15 protein-coding genes are annotated in these 17,672 nt (G+C 71.2%); 9 read left to right on the top strand and 6 right to left on the bottom strand.

Annotated elements, in window-relative coordinates; translation table 11 throughout:
- Window positions 1–20 precede the first annotated feature (20 nt).
- The 4 genes from ACOOHF_RS01570 to ACOOHF_RS01555 all read right to left on the bottom strand — a co-directional run bounded on the left by ACOOHF_RS01570 (window position 21) and on the right by ACOOHF_RS01555 (window position 7,783).
- Entirely contained in the window at window positions 21–1,463 is a 1,443-nt protein-coding gene (locus ACOOHF_RS01570) for a foldase protein PrsA (protein WP_419936449.1), read from the bottom strand.
- Window positions 1,460–4,693, bottom strand: coding sequence for a transcription-repair coupling factor (gene mfd / locus ACOOHF_RS01565; protein ID WP_420463105.1), 3,234 nt, complete (start codon window positions 4,691–4,693; stop codon window positions 1,460–1,462). Before mfd ends, ACOOHF_RS01570 begins: the two co-directional genes overlap by 4 nt.
- A 137-nt stretch (window positions 4,694–4,830) precedes the next feature.
- A complete protein-coding gene (locus tag ACOOHF_RS01560; protein ID WP_419936451.1) occupies window positions 4,831–6,819 on the bottom strand; it encodes a BatA domain-containing protein in 1,989 nt (662 codons plus the stop codon).
- 19 nt (window positions 6,820–6,838) lie between these two features.
- Complete coding sequence (locus tag ACOOHF_RS01555) at window positions 6,839–7,783, bottom strand: DUF58 domain-containing protein (protein WP_419936452.1); 945 nt, start codon at window positions 7,781–7,783, stop codon at window positions 6,839–6,841.
- A 100-nt stretch (window positions 7,784–7,883) separates the two neighbouring features.
- Between ACOOHF_RS01555 and ACOOHF_RS01550 the strand changes: the two genes are divergently transcribed.
- From ACOOHF_RS01550 to ACOOHF_RS01510, 9 genes are read left to right on the top strand one after another with little or no spacing between them, the layout of a single operon-like run.
- Entirely contained in the window at window positions 7,884–9,362 is a 1,479-nt protein-coding gene (locus ACOOHF_RS01550) for a M28 family peptidase (protein ID WP_420463104.1), read from the top strand.
- Window positions 9,363–9,390: 28 nt separating this feature from the next.
- Window positions 9,391–9,894: a YtxH domain-containing protein gene (locus ACOOHF_RS01545; protein ID WP_419936454.1), complete on the top strand. Its 504-nt coding sequence runs from the start codon at window positions 9,391–9,393 to the stop codon at window positions 9,892–9,894.
- Window positions 9,895–9,897: 3 nt separating this feature from the next.
- Window positions 9,898–10,371 carry an SsrA-binding protein SmpB gene (gene smpB, locus ACOOHF_RS01540; RefSeq protein ID WP_419936455.1) on the top strand — a complete coding sequence of 158 codons (474 nt, stop codon included), beginning with the start codon at window positions 9,898–9,900 and terminating at the stop codon, window positions 10,369–10,371.
- Window positions 10,361–11,566 carry an N-acetylmuramoyl-L-alanine amidase family protein gene (locus ACOOHF_RS01535; protein WP_420463103.1) on the top strand — a complete coding sequence of 402 codons (1,206 nt, stop codon included), beginning with the start codon at window positions 10,361–10,363 and terminating at the stop codon, window positions 11,564–11,566. The genes smpB and ACOOHF_RS01535 overlap by 11 nt, the downstream gene beginning before the upstream one ends.
- Window positions 11,560–12,408: a hypothetical protein gene (locus tag ACOOHF_RS01530; protein ID WP_419936457.1), complete on the top strand. Its 849-nt coding sequence runs from the start codon at window positions 11,560–11,562 to the stop codon at window positions 12,406–12,408. The genes ACOOHF_RS01535 and ACOOHF_RS01530 overlap by 7 nt, the downstream gene beginning before the upstream one ends.
- 35 nt (window positions 12,409–12,443) lie before the next feature.
- Window positions 12,444–13,370 (top strand): dihydroorotate dehydrogenase, encoded by a 927-nt coding sequence (locus ACOOHF_RS01525; protein WP_420463102.1) that lies wholly within the window; start codon window positions 12,444–12,446, stop codon window positions 13,368–13,370.
- The gene (locus ACOOHF_RS01520; RefSeq protein ID WP_420463101.1) at window positions 13,367–14,848 is read left to right on the top strand and encodes a RapZ C-terminal domain-containing protein; all 1,482 of its coding nucleotides are present in this window, start codon (window positions 13,367–13,369) and stop codon (window positions 14,846–14,848) included. The genes ACOOHF_RS01525 and ACOOHF_RS01520 overlap by 4 nt, the downstream gene beginning before the upstream one ends.
- Window positions 14,849–14,901: 53 nt before the next feature.
- Window positions 14,902–15,660, top strand: a complete 759-nt coding sequence (locus ACOOHF_RS01515) for a nucleotidyltransferase family protein (RefSeq protein WP_420463100.1) — start codon at window positions 14,902–14,904, stop codon at window positions 15,658–15,660.
- Window positions 15,657–16,664 carry an NAD(P)H-quinone oxidoreductase gene (locus ACOOHF_RS01510; protein WP_420463099.1) on the top strand — a complete coding sequence of 336 codons (1,008 nt, stop codon included), beginning with the start codon at window positions 15,657–15,659 and terminating at the stop codon, window positions 16,662–16,664. The genes ACOOHF_RS01515 and ACOOHF_RS01510 overlap by 4 nt, the downstream gene beginning before the upstream one ends.
- A 77-nt stretch (window positions 16,665–16,741) precedes the next feature.
- Here ACOOHF_RS01510 and ACOOHF_RS01505 read toward each other — a convergent pair whose 3' ends face one another.
- Both ACOOHF_RS01505 and ACOOHF_RS01500 read right to left on the bottom strand, forming a co-directional pair.
- Complete coding sequence (locus tag ACOOHF_RS01505) at window positions 16,742–17,203, bottom strand: PIN domain-containing protein (RefSeq protein ID WP_420463098.1); 462 nt, start codon at window positions 17,201–17,203, stop codon at window positions 16,742–16,744.
- A gap of 7 nt (window positions 17,204–17,210) precedes the next feature.
- A complete protein-coding gene (locus ACOOHF_RS01500) occupies window positions 17,211–17,498 on the bottom strand; it encodes a hypothetical protein (protein ID WP_420463097.1) in 288 nt (95 codons plus the stop codon).
- Window positions 17,499–17,672: the final 174 nt, after the last annotated feature.

Below are 17,672 nucleotides of genomic sequence, written 5' to 3'. Positions count from 1 at the left end.
ACCGCAACCGGATCAGCGTCTCACGATCCGAATCTTACATCTATGTAGGTGTTCGAGCGCACCTCTTCGAGAAGGATGTCGATCTGCTTGCGGGTCCGCAGACTCTGACGGATCGCGTCGCGCACATCGTCGAGTTCGACCGGACCCTCGGGCCGGAAGGAGAGGACGTGCACGACACCGAACTCCGTGGGGCCGCCGCGCTCCAACGGGAGCGGCCCGTAAACGGTCCCCGGCACCGGATTCCCGATGCCGGAGTCGCCCGTGTCCGAGAACTGGGTCAGGAGATTGGTGATGGGCACTTCGTCGAAGCGGATGGCTTCGTCGGCCACCTGTCCCCGGAACCACGCCGCGACCCGTTCAGGGTCGATGTCGGCACGCAGGCTGTCGCCGATCTGGGTCGCGAGCGTCCGGGCTTCCTCGAGGTCTTCCGGCTTGATCTCGGGGCGAAGGAGGACGTGTCGCAGGAAACGCTCGCTCCCGCGCTGGCGCTCGATCTTGATGAAGTGGAAGCCGAACTGCGTCTGCACGGGTCCGACCGTCGCGCCGGGCCGCGCTCCCCAGGCCGCATCGCCGAACGGTTTCACGAGCAGGTCTCGGCTCATCCAGCCCAGTTCGCCACCCTCCTCCCGCGTGCCGTCGTCGTCGGAATGGCGGCGCGCGATCACGGAGAACTCCTCTTCGTTCGCCAACTCGTTCTGGATCAAGAACGTGCGGGCGATGGCGCTGTCGCGCGCCTCGCCGCTGGGGGACGGCGTGACGACGAGCCGGTTGAAGGAGACGAGCGCGGGGCGGGGAGGCTGGCTCTGGGCGAACTCGTCGAACGCCGCCACGATCTCCTCCTCCGAGACGATGACCGGCGGCAGGTCGGAGCGTTCCTCGAGTTGGACGCGATACGTCTGCCGCACCGCCTCGGCCTCCGACCGGGCGCGGATCATGTTGCGGTACTGGAGCATGTTCATGCCCGTCTCCTCCACCGCGAGCATCATCTCCTCATCGGACGAGAACCTGGACCGGGTCTGCTCGAAGTACTGGTCTGCCATCTCCTCCACGCGGTCCTCGCCGGCCGTGACCCCCGCGATCTTCGCCTGCTGCAGGAAGATCAGGTCATCGACCATCGCGGTGAGCACCTCGCCCGCGAACTGGGTCCACTCCGGCGACCCCTCGGCCGGGATGCCCGCGCCCCCGGCCCGGAGCTGGTAGAGCGTGACCCGGAGGTCGGACATGAGGATCGCCGTGTCGCCGACCACGGCAATGATGCGGTCCAGTTCCTCCACGCCCTCGGGGAACGCCATGGACACGGTCGTGTCCGGCGGAGCCTCGGCCTCCTCCTGGAGTCCGGCGGCCGGCGCGGCGGCCGTGACGATGGCGACGGGCAGCAGGCAGGTCCGAACGAACCGGCGCTTCGTCACGCGCCGCGGGACCGCACCCCACCCGGCCTTCCCTCCTCCACGAATCTCGATCACCTGAAGACTCCTCCCACGGTCACGGGCACGCCCTCGCCCTCCGCCTCCGATCCACCCGGGGTCGCGAGGATCCCCAGGGCCTCCACCAACGTCGGCAGGAGGGGTTCGGTTCCCGCCCGTCGCAGGACCAAGGATAACGGCTCAAGCCGCCGCACTTCAACGTTCAGCTGGCGGTCTCCGAGCGCGTTCGTGAGCAGACCCAGCCTCGGCGCCGCGCTCGCTTCGAACGAGATGCGCGCGTCGTCGCCCGAGACCCGGATCCACGCGGCCTCGACCATCGCGCCCAGGATGCGGAGTTCGGCCGCGCCCAGCAGTCGTTTCGCCGGCGCCGGCAGCCGTCCGAAGCGGTCCTCGAGTTCCGCCCGGAATTCCTTCACCTCTTCCCACGTCGTGAGACGCGCAAGCCGCCGATAGAGATGCATCTTCAGCTGAGATCCGGAGACGTAGGCGTCGGGCAGGAACGACTCGCCGTCCACGGAGACCCGCACGCTCGGCCCGGCGTCGTTCACCTCGCCCTTCAGCCTCCGGAGGGTGCTCTCGACGAGCCGCTGGTACGTCTCGATCCCGACCGCCGTCGCGAAGCCGCTCTGTTCTCCGCCCAGGAGGTTCCCGGCGCCCCTCAGCTCGAGGTCCCTGAGCGCCACCTGGTAGCCGGACCCGAGATCGGTGTGATGTTCGAGGACGCGCAGCCTCTGGGCGGCCTCCGGGGCGACGTTCTCCGGGACGACGAGATAGCAGTAGGCGCGGCGGTGCGAGCGACCGACCCGTCCCCGCAGCTGGTAGAGCTGCGCGAGACCGAAGTTGTGCGCCCCGTGCACGACCATCGTGTTCGCGGAGGGCACGTCGAGACCGTTCTCGATGATCGACGTGCAGATGAGGAGGTCGACCTCGGCCCGGGCGAAGCGGTGCATCACGTCCTCGAGTTCGCGCTCCGGCATCTGGCCGTGCGCGATCTCGGCCCGGGCCTCCGGCATCAGCTTCCGGACCCGCCTCGCGAGCGCCTCGATCGTCTCCACCCGGTCGTGGACGAAGAAGACCTGCCCCCCGCGATCGAACTCCCGCCGCAGCGCCTCCTCGAGAATCCCGTCCTCCCACGACAACACGTGGGTGATGATCGGCATGCGGTTGCGGGGCGCCGTGCCGATCGTCGAGAGGTCGCGCAGACCGCCGAGTGCGAGGTGGAGGGTGCGCGGGATCGGGGTCGCCGTGAGCGTGAGCACATCGACCGATTCGCGATACTCCTTGAGCCGCTCCTTCTGGCGGACGCCGAAGCGCTGCTCCTCGTCCACCATGAGGAGCCCCAGATCCTTGAAGCGGACGTCCCGGGACAGGAGCCGGTGGGTGCCGATGACGATGTCGATCGTCCCGTCGAGGAGGCCCGAGACGACCTCGCGCTGCTCCTTCGGCGTGCGGAAGCGCGACAACGCCTCGATGTGGACGGGAAAACCGGCCAGACGCTCGCGGAAGGTGCCGAGATGCTGGTCGGCGAGGATCGTCGTGGGCGCGAGGACGGCCACCTGCGCGCTCTCCTGCACGACCTTGAACGCGGCGCGGATCGCGACCTCCGTCTTCCCGAACCCGACATCGCCGCACACGAGACGGTCCATCGGGACGGGTGCCTCGAGGTCGTTTCGCACGGCTTCCCAGGCGCTCAGCTGGTCCGGCGTCTCCTCGTACAGGAAGGCGGACTCCATCTCTCGCTGCCACGCCGTCTCGGGCGGGAAGGCGCGGCCCGGGGCCATCTGCCGCCGGGCGTACAACTGCAGGAGTTCGACGGTGGTGGCCTCGATCGCCGCGACCGTCCGCTTCTTCAGTTGCTTCCACTTCCGGCGCCCCAGCTTGTGGACCGCGGGTGGACGGGCGTTCGAGCCGGCGGCGCTCCAGCGTTCGATGAGGTCGAGCCGGTAGTGGGGGAGGCGAAGGACCTCCCCATCGGCGTACCGGATCTCCAGCGTCTCGATCGTCTCCCCCTGGATTTCGACCCGATCCATACCCACGTAACGGCCGATTCCGTGGTCCATGTGGACCACGTAGTCGCCCGGCTCGACGGACGCGATCGATTCGATCGTGGCGGCGCCGCGCATGCGGACGCGGTGCCGGCGATACCTCCGGCGGAACACCTCGTGGTCGGTGAGCACGAGCAGCGTGCCGGGGATACCCACCCTGAACCCGCCGCTGAGCGAACCCACCGCGAGGGTCGCATCGCGGCGCAGCGCCGCCCCGCCGCGTTCCTCGAGGATCTCCTCGAGCCGCTCGATCTGGCCGTCGTTGTCGCACAGGATGAGGATCCGTTCGCCGCGCGCGCGGGCCGTCCCGATCTCGGCCACGAGGCGCTTCATGTCGCGGTCGATGGCGGGCGGGGGCTCCACGGCGAGCCGGATGACGCCGGGCTCTCCGGGCTCCCCCGGCTCTCCCGGCTCCCTCGGCGCCGGGTCGCCTTCGTCTCCGTCCACGAACGCGAGGCGGCGGAGTCCGGCCAGACGCGCTTCCGCCTCGGCAGGCGGGACGACGAGCCACTCGACGGGCTCGGCCCGGGAACCCGCCTTGCGCCGCGCGTCCCGGACTTCTTCCCAGAGGCGCGCGCGGGCCCCGACGCCGGCGCGAGGGTCGAGGACGAGCGCCGCGGCGGTCGGCGGCAGCATTTCGATCAGCGCACGGCGCTCCACGTCGCCCGCCGCATCCGGCGCGCGCAGGGCGACCGGCAGCACCTCCACGGCTTCCAGCGTCTCCGTCGAGCGCTGGGTGAGCGCGTCGAAGCGGCGCAGCGATGCGACCTCGTCGCCCCAGAGTTCGAGCCGGAGCGGCGCCGGATGGCCGAAGGGAAACAGGTCGACGATCCCGCCGCGGACGGCGTAGTCGCCGACTTCGCTCACGGTGGGGGTGCGGGTGAATCCCATCTCCTCGAGACGGTTGCCAAGCGCGGCCAGCGGGTGCGTGTCCCCGTTCGCGATCGTCAGGGCCAGCGTGGCCCCGGCCCCGACCGGGATGGGGGCGCGTTCAGCGAGCGCCCGGGCCGTCGTCACGAGGATTCGGCAGCGCCCGGCCAGCAGGGCGCCCAGCGCGTCGACACGCTGCGCGGCGATCTCGACGTGCGGGTCCTCGTCCTCGTACGGGAGCGTCTCGCGCTGCGGGTAGCAGCGGAGGCCCGTAGCGCCGAGGGTACTCAGGTCGTCGTGGAGCGCGTCGGCTCTTTCGGGGGTGTCGGCCACGAGGACGACCGGCGCGCCCACCGCGAGGTCTTCGAGCGCCAGGGCGAGCGCGGCCGGCGCCGCGCCCGGCAGGTGGCGGATGGACGCACACGTACCACTTCGCGAGAGCGCGCCGGGGATTCCGGCGGCTCGCGCGATCTGACGGAAAGACGTTCGAATCAGCTCGAAACGCCCGATGTCGCCTCGCTCCTCTCGCGGTCCGGTCTCGGGCGGCGCGACCGGCCCGGCGTCGCCAGGAACAGCTCGAGCCCGATCAGAACGAGCGCGAGCGCGATGAGCCAGGGTGCGATGTCGCGGCCTCGCCGCGCGCGGAAGACACCCTCCTCCCAGGCCGCCGCCTCCGGACCTGCGGTGAATACCGGGCGGCCGGCGAACAGTTCCTCCAGATCCTCCCGCGCGATCGGTGTGGGGTCGGCCTCGGCCTCCGGCACGTTCGCCGCGAACTGGGTCTCGACCGGTCCGGGATCGCCTCCGTTGCCGCGGACGGTGTATACGCCGGCCCTCACCGGCGTGAAGGGCGATCCGCCTTCCACGTCCCGCACGGACCCATCCGGCGACTCCACCTCGCTCGCCCACTCCGGGAGCGACAGCGGCTCTCCGGCGCCGAAATCGGAGAACGGCCATGTGGCGAGGTGCGACCAGTGCACCAGCACCGCCTCGAGGAACGGGATCATGGCCGGGTGGGCGGGGAGGTCGCTCGCCGCCGCGGTCAGCGGCGACGCGAGGATCAGGGCCATGCGGCCGCCCGATTCGGTGCGGACGAGCCAGGGTTCGCCGTCCTCCGTCCGGATCAGCGCCGTGTCGGCGGGCGACCCGCCTCCCACCGGACGGAACAGGTATCGCTGTCGTACGCGAACACCGGAGAGCGAGAACGCCGCCCGCGGTTCCTCGAGGCCGAGGTCTCCCGATGCCGGGTCGATGCGCGCCTGCCAACCGATTCCGAGCCCGGCCAGCCCCTGGTTGAACGCCGCGAGGTCGACCGGGTCCCCCGGCGGGACGAACACGATGGTCGAGGCCCCGGCCCAGGGGGCGCCGCGCGCCGCGTCGCCGTCCACGACCGCCACCGCCCCTTCCGCTCCGGAACTCAGGCGGCCGGCTTCGCGGAGCGTCGCGATCCCGAGCCCGGCGAAGCTCGTCTCGTCGCCGTGGAAACGAACCGCCGGGGGCGGCACGACGCGGATCGCGAAGTAGCGGAGATCGTCGGCGCGCGCCCCGGCCGGGTTCACTTCCAGCCGCCCTTCGTGGAGCCCGATCCCGAGTTCGGGAAGCCCCAGGACGGCGCTCGTGCCCCACGGCGCCCGGGCCGCCCCGCTGAGCCTTCCGTCGAGTTCGAGCCGGATGTCCGCTTCGCCGCCCTCGAGCGAATCCGCCGCCTCCTCCACTCCGCCCCCGGCGCGGGCACTCCGCACGACGACCCCGTGTCCGATTCCCGATGGAGCCGTCGTGCCGCCCGTCAGTTCGACGCCGACGAGCGCGCCGTTCGGTTCGGCCGGCGGGCGCGGCGCGTAGGCCACGAGCGGGGTGGCGTCACCGCGCGCCGGCGGGGAGGTGCGCAGCGCCGACGCCTGGAGGTCCGAGAGAAGCTGGACTTCGCGCCGGCGGTCGCCGTCCGCGGGGAGCGCCGCGGCGGCCCGCGCCACGACCTCGGCGAGGTCGGCCGCGCCGTCCGTCGGTTCGATCTGCGCGAGGGCCGCCGCGGCACGGGCCGCGCCGACGCCCGCGGCGAGCGGCTCCCCGACGGTGGGGAAGAGCCAGATGCGGTCCTCGGGGCGGGTGGCGGCGAGCGCCGTCCCCGCGTGCTCGACGAGCGACTCGAACAGGAGGCGGTCGCCGTCCAGCCGGCCGACGCTGGCCGAATTGTCCACGATGAGCGCGAGATCGGTGGGTTCGTGGTCGCGGGCGCCCCCGCGTCCGATGAGCGGACCGGCCGCGGCGAACGCGATCGCGATGAGGAGCCCGACCCGCACCGCGAGCAACAGGAGGTCCGAGGCCACGAGAGACCTCGAGCGGGCGTCCTCGGCGCGGCTCAGGTAGCGGAGCGCCGGGAACGCCACGCGCCGGTCGGTCTCGCGCCGCCGGAGGTGGAGGATGAGCGGCACGATGGCGCTCAGCCCGAGCGCGATCGCCCACACGTAGAGAAAGCTCACGCGCCGCCGCCGTCAGAGGTCACCCGAGCCGAGATCGCTTGCGCAGGAACTGCCGCAGCGCCAGACCGAGCGGCGTGTCCGTGGTGAGCAGCGCGTAGTCGGCGCCCCAGCGCAGGGCTTCCTTGCGCCAGTCGTCGATGGCCGCCTGCACCGCCTCTCGATACTGTTTGCGGAGCGCGGCGGAGTTGGCCCCCAGTTCCTCCCCGGTCTCGGGATCGAAGAAGATCGCCTCCCCCTCGGCGGGAAGTTCGCGTTCCCCCGGATCCATGATGTGGAAGAGGATGATTTCGTGGCCCCGATGCCTCAGGTAGCGGAGCGACATCCGGGTCGTTTCCGGATCGACGAGGAGGTCGGAGATCAGGATCACCAGACCCCGCCGCTGGAGCCGGCCCGCCAGTTCCTTGAGCGCCGTCCCGGCGTCGGTCCTCCCGTCCGGGGCGAGGTGGGTGAGTTCGGTCACGAGCCTGCGCCAGTGCCGGCGCGTGGTGCGCGGCGCCACATGCGCCCGCAGCTCCTCGTCGAAGGCGAGCAGCCCCGTTGCGTCGCTCTGCTGGATGAGCAGCAGCGACAGCGAGGCCGCGAGGAGCCGCGCGTAATCGAGCTTCGTCGGAAAGCGTTCCGGGTCGGAGACCCAGGCCATCGACCGGCTTACATCGACGAGGAGGTAGGCGCGGAGGTTCGTCTCCTCCTCGAACTGCTTGATGTACAGGCGATCGGTCCTCGCGTACGCCTTCCAGTCGAGATAGCGCAGGTCGTCGCCGCGATTGTACGGGCGATCCTCGGCGAACTCGGCGGAAAAGCCGCGCTTCGGCGAATCGTGGAGCCCGATGAGAAATCCCTCCACGATGTGGCGCGCCACGAGTTCGAGGTGCGACAGGCCGGCGATCTCCCTCGGGCTCGCGAGGTCGAGCCGCTGGCGGGAAGCTTCGAGGGCGGACGTAGCGGTTGCGGTGACTTCGGTCATCGGGAAAGACTAGCAGCCCGTGGCGGCGGCCCGCTACACGCCGCCGATGGCTCCACCGCCGAAGGCTTCAAGACGGACAACCCTTCGCAAGAGGCATGGAATGCAGCGTCGAGGGAGTACGACGAGACGGGTTCTGGCCGTAACCGTCCTGGCGATCGCGGCGCCCATGGCGGAGGCATCGGCGCAGGCGGACAGTGCGGCGGCCGCGGCCGCCGGGACGATCACCGCCACCGACCTGCGCCTCCGCATCGGCGCGCTGGCGCACGACTCCATGCGCGGCCGGGCGACGCCGAGTCCCGAACTGGACAAGGCCGCGCGCCACATCGCACGCCGGTTCGAGGAGTTCGGGCTCCGTCCGGCGGACGGCGACTCGTACCTGCAGGAATATCCGCTCACGGCCTCCCGGGCCGGAACGCCGGGGCGGCAGATGCTCGCGATCGACGGTCCCGGTGGCGGCGCCATCGACACGACCGACTACATCGCGGTCCCGGGCGGGCGCGGCCAGGCCGCCGGCCCGCTCGTCATCTCGACGCCCGGGCGGGCGGCCCCGCCGACCGGCGCCATCGCGATGGTACGCGTGAGGCCGGAGGACACGCGCGGAGCGCTCGAATCGATCCGCGGACTCCTGGAGGGCGGCGCGATCGGCGTGCTGCTCGCGATCGACGGTCCCGACGACTACTTCGCCGGCATCCGCCGCTTCTATGGCCGGGAGCGACTCTCGGTCGGCGTGCCCGAGGAACTGGGTGCCCCCATCGCGCTGGTCCGGGCCGGCGCCCTGCCCGAGGAGCTGCGCACGGCCCTCGCCGCCGGTCGCGGCACGAACGCGTACGAGGCCACCCTCCGCACCCAGTCGGAGTTCCGCGAGGAGCGGGCCTTCAACACGATCGGCTGGATCGAGGGCTCCGACCCCGATCTCCGCGGCGAGTTCGTCGTCTTCACCGCCCACATGGACCACGTGGGCGTGGGTCGGCCGGTCGGCGGCGACTCGATCTACAATGGGGCCGACGACGACGCCTCGGGCACGGCGGCGATCGTCGAACTGGCCGAGGCGTTCGCGTCGCTCGAAACGCCGCCCCGCCGGTCGCTCGTATTCATGACCGTGAGCGGCGAGGAGCGCGGCCTGCTCGGCTCCGGCTGGTACGCCGAGAACCCGCTGTTCCCCCTCGGGGCGACCATCGCCAACCTGAACATCGACATGATCGGGCGGAACTGGCGGGACACGGTCGTCGCCATCGGCCGCGACGAGTCGACGCTCGGGACCGCCCTCGAGGAGACGATGATCGAGCACCCGGAACTGGGCCTCGAGATGATCGACGACCCGTGGCCGGACGAGAACTTCTACTTCCGCTCGGACCATTACAATTTCGCGAGGAAGGGCGTGCCCATCCTCTTCTTCTTCACGGGTACGCACGAGGACTACCACGGACCCAACGACGAAGCGGACCGTATTCTGTACGATAAGACAGCGCGCATCACGCGCCTCATCTTCCATCTGGGGCGCCACGTCGCGGACGCCGATGATCCGCCCGCGTGGGATCCGGCCGCGTACCGGCGGGTCGTCGAGGGCGGGGGTCGCTAGGGACCGTTAGCGGGCAGGAGAGTGTGAGATGTCGGACCAGGATCTGCAGCCGTACGTCGTCGTGGAACGTCACGGCTCGAATATCGTCGCGTTCATTGCGGGTGCCCTGATGGGTGCGGGGGTCGCCCTGCTCCTCGCCCCCAAGTCCGGTCGCGAGACGCAGGCCGACCTGCGGGAGGGCGCTCGCCGCTTCAGGGAGGGAGCGGGGGAGAAGCTGACCGACCTGCGCGGCACCCTCGAAGACCACTACGGCCAAACGCGCGAGGGGCTGGGGGAGCGCGTGGGCGCCATCCGGGAGAATGTGCGCGACCGACAGCGGAAGGCCGAAGAGGCGATCAAGGCCGGGAAGGACGCGGCGCGGCAGGCCCGCTCGGACCTCGAGGCGCGCGTCGCGGAGTCCAAGGCGGCGTACCGGGCCGCGTTGGCCGAGGGCCCTTCCGCGGACGTGGACGGTGAGGACGGTGAGGAAGAGGCCGACATCGCTCCGGCGGCCGAGGACGACGAGGAGGGAGACCGGGAGTCCCCGGAGTGAACCGTGGAGGAACCAGACGGTGTCCGGGTGATCGCCCGAAACAGGAAGGCCCGCCACGAGTACGAGGTACTCGAGCAGGTCGAGGCGGGAATCGTACTGCGCGGCGCGGAGGTGAAATCGCTCCGCGACGGCAAGGCCAGCTTCGTGGATGCGTTCGGGCGGATCGACGGTGGGGAGGCGTGGCTCCATAATCTCCATATTTCTCCCTACGAGAAGGCGACGATCGACGCTCCCGACCCGGTGCGGCCGCGGAAGCTCCTGCTCCGGAGACGGGAGATTGATCGCCTGAACTCGAAGACGCGGGAAGGCGGGCTGACGCTGGTGCCGCTGGACATCCACTTCCGGGGGGGCTTCGCGAAGGTCACGCTGGGGCTCGCGCGCGGGAAGAAGCATCGGGATCGGCGTGAGGACCTCAAGAGGAGGACGATGCAGCGGGAGGTCGAGCGGGCGAAGCGGGAGGCCGCGCGTGAGAGGTGACGCGGGAGGCGCGCTGCGGCGCGGGCTCGTGGCCGCCCTCCTCGCGCCCGCGGTCGTCGCCGCGGTCGCCCCGGCGGTCGCCGCCGGCCAGGCGGGCTCCGAAGCCGCGCAGGCGGTGCAGGCCGAAGTCGGCGGGCGCGCCGTGAGCCTGCCCGTCTCCCGCCACCGCGCCTACCCCGTCATCGACGCGGCGGGTCTGGCGGCCGTGTGGGAGGAGGTGCGGCGGAGCGGCGTCTTCCTCCAGGCCCGCCTCCTCGGCGAGGATGTCGCGTTCGAGGCCGGCTCGCCCTTCTTCCGACACGGGACGCGCACCTACCAGCTCGCGAACCCGCCCTACGAGCGGGACGGCGCCTTCTGGATCCCGGCCGACTTCGTCAGCGGGTGGCTCGCGGATCGCGCGCCGGAGGTGGCGGTGACGGCTCCGGCGTCTCCGACCCCGGCCCCGGCCGACGATCCGCTCCCGGCGCGCGTCGACCCGACCGTCCCCTGGCGCGTGATCATCGATCCGGGGCACGGGGGACGGGATCCCGGGACGCTCGGCGGCGGGAGTCACGAGAAGGACATCGTGCTCGCGATCGGGCGGCGGCTGTACGAGGAACTTCGGGACCGCGGCATGATCGAGCCCCACCTGACCCGGGACGCGGACGTCTACGTGGAGCACGACCTGCGCTCCCGGTTCGCGGTGGACCGGGCCGGGGACCTGTTCGTCTCGATCCACGCCAACGCGGCCGCCGATGAACGGGCGCGGGGCTTCGAGACGATCTTCCTCGGCCCGGCCCGCTCAGAGGAGGCGCGCGAGGTGGCGCTGCGCGAGAACCGCGGGCCCGAGGTCGAGGGTGCGGTGGGTTCGCCGTCGGACATCCAGTTCATCCTCGCGGGGCAGGACCGGACCCAGAACATGGACGAATCGCGACTCTTCGCCGGCTTCGTGCAGAACGCGATCCGGGAAGGGATGGGCGGCCGCTCGCCCGACCGCGGGGTGAAGCAGGGTCCGTGGTGGGTCCTGCTCGGGGCACTGGCCCGCATGCCGTCGGTGATCGTCGAGGTCGGCTTCCTCTCGAACGGCGAGGAGGAGCGATACCTGAACGGGGCCGAAGGGCAGGGGGCGCTCGCGCGGGCGATCGCGGATGCGATCGAGTCCTACCGCGAGGACGTCCTGCGTCGCTACGCCTCCGGCGTCGAGGGGTCGTGCTGAGCGCCGGCGGCGGGGTGCTGGCGCGGCGCGCGACGCCGGTCCGCCGGCGGGCGACCCTGCTCTCGACGCGCGTCGTGGCCCGCGATACCTGGTGGCAGGAGTTCGCCTGCCCGGACATCGCGTCCGCCGCGCGGCCCGGGCAGTTCGTCATGCTGGGCGTGGGGCTCGACGCGCCGGGGGCCTGGCTGCTGCCCCGTCCGTTCAGCGTCGGGTGGACGGGCCCCGGCGGCGAGGTCGGCATCCTCCTGCGCACCTACGGCGAGGGCACCCGGGCGCTGTCGCGACTGGAAGCCGGCCAGAAAGCGCTCCTCCTCGGTCCCCTCGGCCGCCCGTTCGAGACGGGCGGCGACGCGGTCGACTCGGGCGTCGCTGGCGCCGCCGAGCGCGGCACCGAGTGCATCGCGGGGGGCGTCGGACTGGCGCCCTTCATCTTCCTCGCCGCGCGCCAGGCGGCCGAAGGTCGGCGCGTACGGCTCGTGTACGGCGAGCGGGACGCCGGGGCCGTGTTCGACCCCGCCCTCATCTCCCGTCTCACCGATCACGAGGTCGAACTGTTCACCGAGGATGGGAGCGCGGGCCGCCGCGGCCTCGTCACCGGCGGCCTCGACCCCGCCTCGCGCGCCCGTCTCCTCGGCTGCGGCCCGACCCCGCTCCTCCGGGCGCTGGCCGCGTTCGCGCGCGAGCACGGACGCGACCTGCAGGTCTCCGTCGAGGAGCACATGGGCTGCGGGATCGGGACCTGCCAGGGCTGCGTCGTGCGCAGCGCGGACGGACGCTGGGTGAAGGCCTGCATCGAGGGCTCCGTCTTCCCCGCGGACGAACTCGACTGGGGGGCGATCTGAACGCGGGCGCCCCGGCGCCCGGCCTCGGCCAGCGCGTGTTCGGGGCGGAGTTCCGCAGCCCGGTGCTCCTCGCCTCCGGCACCTGCGGCTACGGACAGGAATACGCGGATCTCATCCCCCTCGACGAACTCGGCGGGATCGTCACCAAGGCGGTCAGCCTCGAGCCGCGCCCCGGCAACCGGCCCCACCGCGTGGCCGAGACGCCCGGCGGAATGATCAACGCGATCGGTCTCGAGAACCCGGGCCTGGACGGGTTCATCGCCGAGAAGCTCCCGTGGCTGCGCGAACACCTCGCGCGCTCGCACGTGTTCGTGAACGTCGTGGGGCATTCGGCCGAGGACTTCGCCGCCGTCGTAGGCGGCCTCGACGACGAGGACGGCTTCCTCGGCTTCGAGATCAACGTCTCCTGTCCCAACGTGAAGGGCGGGACGATGTTCGGGACCGACCAGACGGCGCTGGCCGACCTCGTGGGCCTCCTCCGCTCGCGCACCGAGCGTCCGCTCGTCATCAAGCTCACCCCCAACGTGCCCGACGTGGGCGACTTCGCCCGTATCTGCGAGGACGCCGGCGCCGACGGCCTGAGCGCGATCAACACCTTCCCCGGGATGGTCGTCGACATCGCGCGCCGGGAGCCCCTGATCGGGAACAGGTCCGGCGGCGTGAGCGGACCCGCCATCCTCCCCATGGGGGTCTACGCGACGTGGCGGGCACGCCAGTCCTGCGAGCTTCCGATCATGGGGATCGGCGGCATCCGCAACGCGAACGACGCGCTCCAGTACATCCTCGCGGGCGCCTGTCTCGTGCAGGTCGGAACAGCCTCCTTCGTCGACCCGGATGCGGCGGTGTCCGTCCACGAGGGCCTCGCCCGCTACCTCGACTCGCACGGGGTGGCGCGGCTCGAGGATCTCGTCGGGGCGCTGCGCGCCTGGCCGGAGGCCGGGCCCGCGACGCCGGCCGGATGACTCCGGGCCGGGTGCTCGTCGACCTCGCGTCGGCGCTCTTCGCCGAATGGTGTGGAGAGCCTCCCTCGGACATACGCCCCGTCGCGGCCGACGGATCCACCCGCAGCTACTGGCGCCTGACCGCCCCGGACGGCGCCTCGGCGGTGGGCGCCCACGGGCCGGACCCGAACGAGAACCGGGCCTTCCTCTCCTACTCCCGCACGCTGCGCGAACTCGGACTCCCCGTGCCGGAGGTGTACGGGGCCGACGAGGACGCCGGCGTGTGGCTGCTCGAGGACCTCGGAGACATGACGCTGTTCGACGCCATCAAGGAGGCGCGCGAACCGGGATCGGACGCCTTCCCCGATGCCGCCCTCCCCCTCTACCGGCGGGTGCTCGAGATCCTCCCCCGCTTCCAGGTCGAGGGCGGGGAGCGGATCAACTTCCGGCGTGCGTATCCGCGCGCGGCGTTCGACCGGCAGTCCATCCTCTGGGACCTCAACTACTTCAAGTACCACTTCCTCAAGCTGGCGCACATCCCGTTCAACGAGGCGCGCCTCGAGCGGGACTTCTCGTGGCTCGCGGCCCATCTCCTCGGGGCCGGGCGGTCGTGGTTCCTGTACCGCGATCTCCAGTCCCGGAACGTGATGGTGCGGCCGGGGCCGGAGGGACCGGAGCCCTGGTTCATCGACTACCAGGGCGGGCGGCGCGGCGCGCTCCAGTACGACGTCGCGTCGCTCCTGTACGACTCGAAGGCGAACCTCGACGCGCGGTACCGGGAGGCGCTGCTGGAGCACTATCTCGGGGTCCTCGAAGCGCGCGGGATCTCGGGGCGGGACGCGTTCCTCGAACACTGGCCCGGCTACGTGCTCGTTCGGGTGCTGCAGGCGCTCGGGGCCTACGGGTATCGAGGGTTCTTCGAGCGCAAGCCGCGCTTCCTGCAGAGCGTGCCCTATGCGGCCGAGAACCTGCGGGGGCTGCTCGAGGCCGGCCTCCCGGTGGACGTGCCGGAACTCGAGGCGGCGCTGGAGGCGATCGTCGACCGCTGGAGCCGGGTCGAAGGCCCCGCGCCCGCGGACGGGGGACTCGAGGTCACGATATCGAGCTTCCGCTTTTCGGGCGGCTATCCGGCGGACACCTCGGGCCACGGAGGGGGATACGTGTTCGATTGCCGCGGACTCCCCAACCCGGGACGGGAGGAGGCATACCGCGAACTCACGGGTCTCGACGAGGAGACGATCGCCTTCATCGCGGCGCGGCCGGAGGCGCAGGCGTTCTGGGAGCAGGTGCGCGGGATCGTGGACGCGCACGTCGCGAACTACCTGGAGCGCGGTCTCCACAGCCTGAGCGTGAGTTTCGGGTGCACGGGGGGACAGCACCGTTCGGTGTACATGGCCGCGCGCCTGCGCGAGCACATCCTCGTGCGCCATCCCGACGTCCGCGTGAGCCTCACGCACCGGGAATCGGCGGACTGGCCGCGCCGCCCGTCGCGGGTCTGAGCGCGGATCCGGCAAGGGCCTGAAGGGGAGACGAGAGACAGCCTGTGGAGGCGATGATCTTCGCGGCGGGTGAGGGACGCCGCCTGCGGCCGCTGACCGAGACGACGCCCAAGGCGCTGATCGATTTCGGCGGCGTGCCGCTGCTGGAGCGGGTGGCCGGGAAGCTCGTCGCGGCCGGCGCGCACCGGCTGATCGTCAACGCGCACTACCTGGCCGAACGGATCGAGGCCTGGGCCGCGTCGGCGCGCTCCCGCCTCGGGGTACCGGTGGTGGTCTCGCGGGAGGACGAGGTTTCGGCGGCACCGCTCGACACCAGCGGCGGCCTCTTCCGCGCGGGACCGCTGTTCGAGGCCGAGGCGCCGTTCCTGCTGCACAACTGCGACGTGGTGACGGGCGTCGATCTGGCCGCGATGTACCGGGCGCACGTCGAGGGGGCGGCGCGGGACGGACGGCTCGCGACGCTCGCCATCGCGGAGCGGACGACGTCACGGCCTCTCCTCGTGGATGAGGACGGGGTCTACGGACGTGCGAACCGGACGGAGGGGTGGGAAGTCGTGGCCCGGACCCCGAGTCCCGCTGGAGAGGCGAGAGAATGCGGTTTCGCGGGCATCCACGTGCTTTCGGAGCGCGTCTTCGAGCGCTCCGGGGAGGGAGGCGTCCATTCGATCATGGACTCTTACATGGACTGGATCGGCGAGGGCGAGCGCGTCGGGGTGTTCGACGTGACGGACGCGCCGTGGTACGACATCGGGACCCCCGAGCGACTGGCCGCGGCCCGGCGCGCCTTCGGGGTCGGGGAGGCAGACCTATGAAAGCGATCCGCATCCGGGAGCCCGGCGGCCCGGACGTGCTGGAACTGGTAGAGAGGGACGACCCCGTGGCCGGGGCGGGCGAGGTCGTCGTGCGCGTGCGCTGCGCGGGCATCAACCGGGCCGATCTGCTGCAGCGCCTCGGCCGCTACCCCGCGCCGCGAGACGTCCCCGCGGATGTCCCGGGGCTCGAGTTCGCCAGTGAGATCGAGGAGGTCGGGGCGGACGTCACGGGATGGTCGGCGGGCGACCGCGTGATGGGCATCCTGGGCGGGGGCGGGTACGCCGAACGGGCGGCGGTTCCGGCCGGGCAGCTCCTCGCCGTCCCGCCGGGCTTCAGCTGGCTGGAGGCCGGGGCGATCCCGGAGGTGTTCCTCACAGCGGCCGATGCCCTCGTCGAGCGCGGCCGCCTGCGCCCGGGCGAGCACGCCCTCGTGCATACGGCCGGCGGCGGCGTCGGAACGGCGGCCCTGCAACTCGCCCGGGCGATCGGCGCCGCCTCGGTCATCGGCACCGCGTCCGCCGCCAAGCTCGACCGGATCCGCGCAGCCGGCCTGCCGCTCGACCTCGGCGTCGACCGGCACGAGGGCTCCTTCGCCGAGGCGGTGGCGCGTCACACGGGCGGGGCGGGCGCGGACGTCATCCTCGACACGGTCGGCGCCCCCTACTGGGAGGCGAACCTGGCCAGCCTCGCCACCCTCGGCCGCCTCGTCATCGTCGGCGTCCTCGGCGGCATGAAGGTCCAGGCCGACCTCCGGCATCTCATGGGCAAGCGCGCGACCGTCGTCGGCACCGTCCTCCGCGCCCGCTCGAAGGCGGAGAAGGCGGACCTGACTCAGATGTTCGCGACGCGCTTCCTCCCGGGCTTCACCGCCCCGGAGGGCGATCCGTCGCGGCTGCAGCCGGTCATCGACCGTGTCTTCCCCCTCGCCGAGGCCGCGGAGGCGCACCGCTACGTCGAGTCCAACCGATCCTTCGGCAAGGTCCTCCTGGACACGGGAGCCTGAATAACGCCAAGGCTGCGCCGACGCCGCCTTTGGACACCGGGATCACGTAGCCAGGAACAGGATCGGGCGAACGCCGCCTAGGCGTTCCAGCGATGCCAGTAGTTGAACGCCGACTGCGGGTTCCGGCGGGCGGCGGCACGATAAAGGTCAAAATCTGTGGTCAGGAGCGGTGTCTCGCCAGAGACGGTCTCCAGGAGGGCGGCGTCGGTCAACCCGAGACGTTCGAAATCGGCGTTGCGTGAAGCTTCGGCGCTTGCCACGACGACCTCTTCGCCTTGTTCGATCACATTTCGAAGTGTGCGGAGGAATCGCGATCGCTGAGGCTCGCGATGCTGGGCGAGGAGATTGGACGCTTCGGTCAACGTGTTCGGCATCACGAAGACTCGCTTGACCTGCGAGATGATCTCGATGAGACGATCGTAGTCGTCGGCCGAAAACTGCTTGAGACGCTTGTGTTTCTCGATGAGGCGTCGGTCCGTCAGCCCGACCGCCAGGAGAACCAGCAGGTTTGCGTCGACAAAGATGCCCCGTCCCCGCACCTGCGGGTCAATCGGAAACCGCGAAGTGGCGATGCTTCAGAGACATGATCTCACCGTCTTCGCTGATTCTTACGATCTTGTACACGCGTTCACCGCTGGCGCCGAGCGCAGCGGCGATGCTGCTCATCGGGCTGTCGGGGTTGGGCAGCCGCCGCGTGAACCCGATCGTTACGTCCCACGCGCGCGGGGCGTCTCGAAAGTCCAGTTCCTCAAGGCCTACCCGTGCAATCCCCTCGTCCCGGAACAGGTCCTGGACGTGCTCCCTTGCCGCAGTGATGGCTTCCTTGGCTGTCATTCATTCCTCCGGGTCGAGGGCGCTTTCCCTCGTGTCCTCGAAACTAAGTCCTGCAGCAGGAGGCCGCTCCACCTCGAGCGACCGGCCGTTGGGGTGGGGGAGATATCGGTGCCTGCCGACTTTGACCGCATGGGCGCAGCCGAAGTGGAAGCGCTGTTCCAAGCCGATGGCTGA

The organism is Candidatus Palauibacter sp., assembly GCF_965216145.1.
Taxonomy (GTDB): Bacteria; Gemmatimonadota; Gemmatimonadetes; order Palauibacterales; family Palauibacteraceae; genus Palauibacter.
The sequence above is the reverse complement of the archived record's forward strand: the minus strand, read 5'-3'. Positions and strand labels throughout refer to the sequence as shown.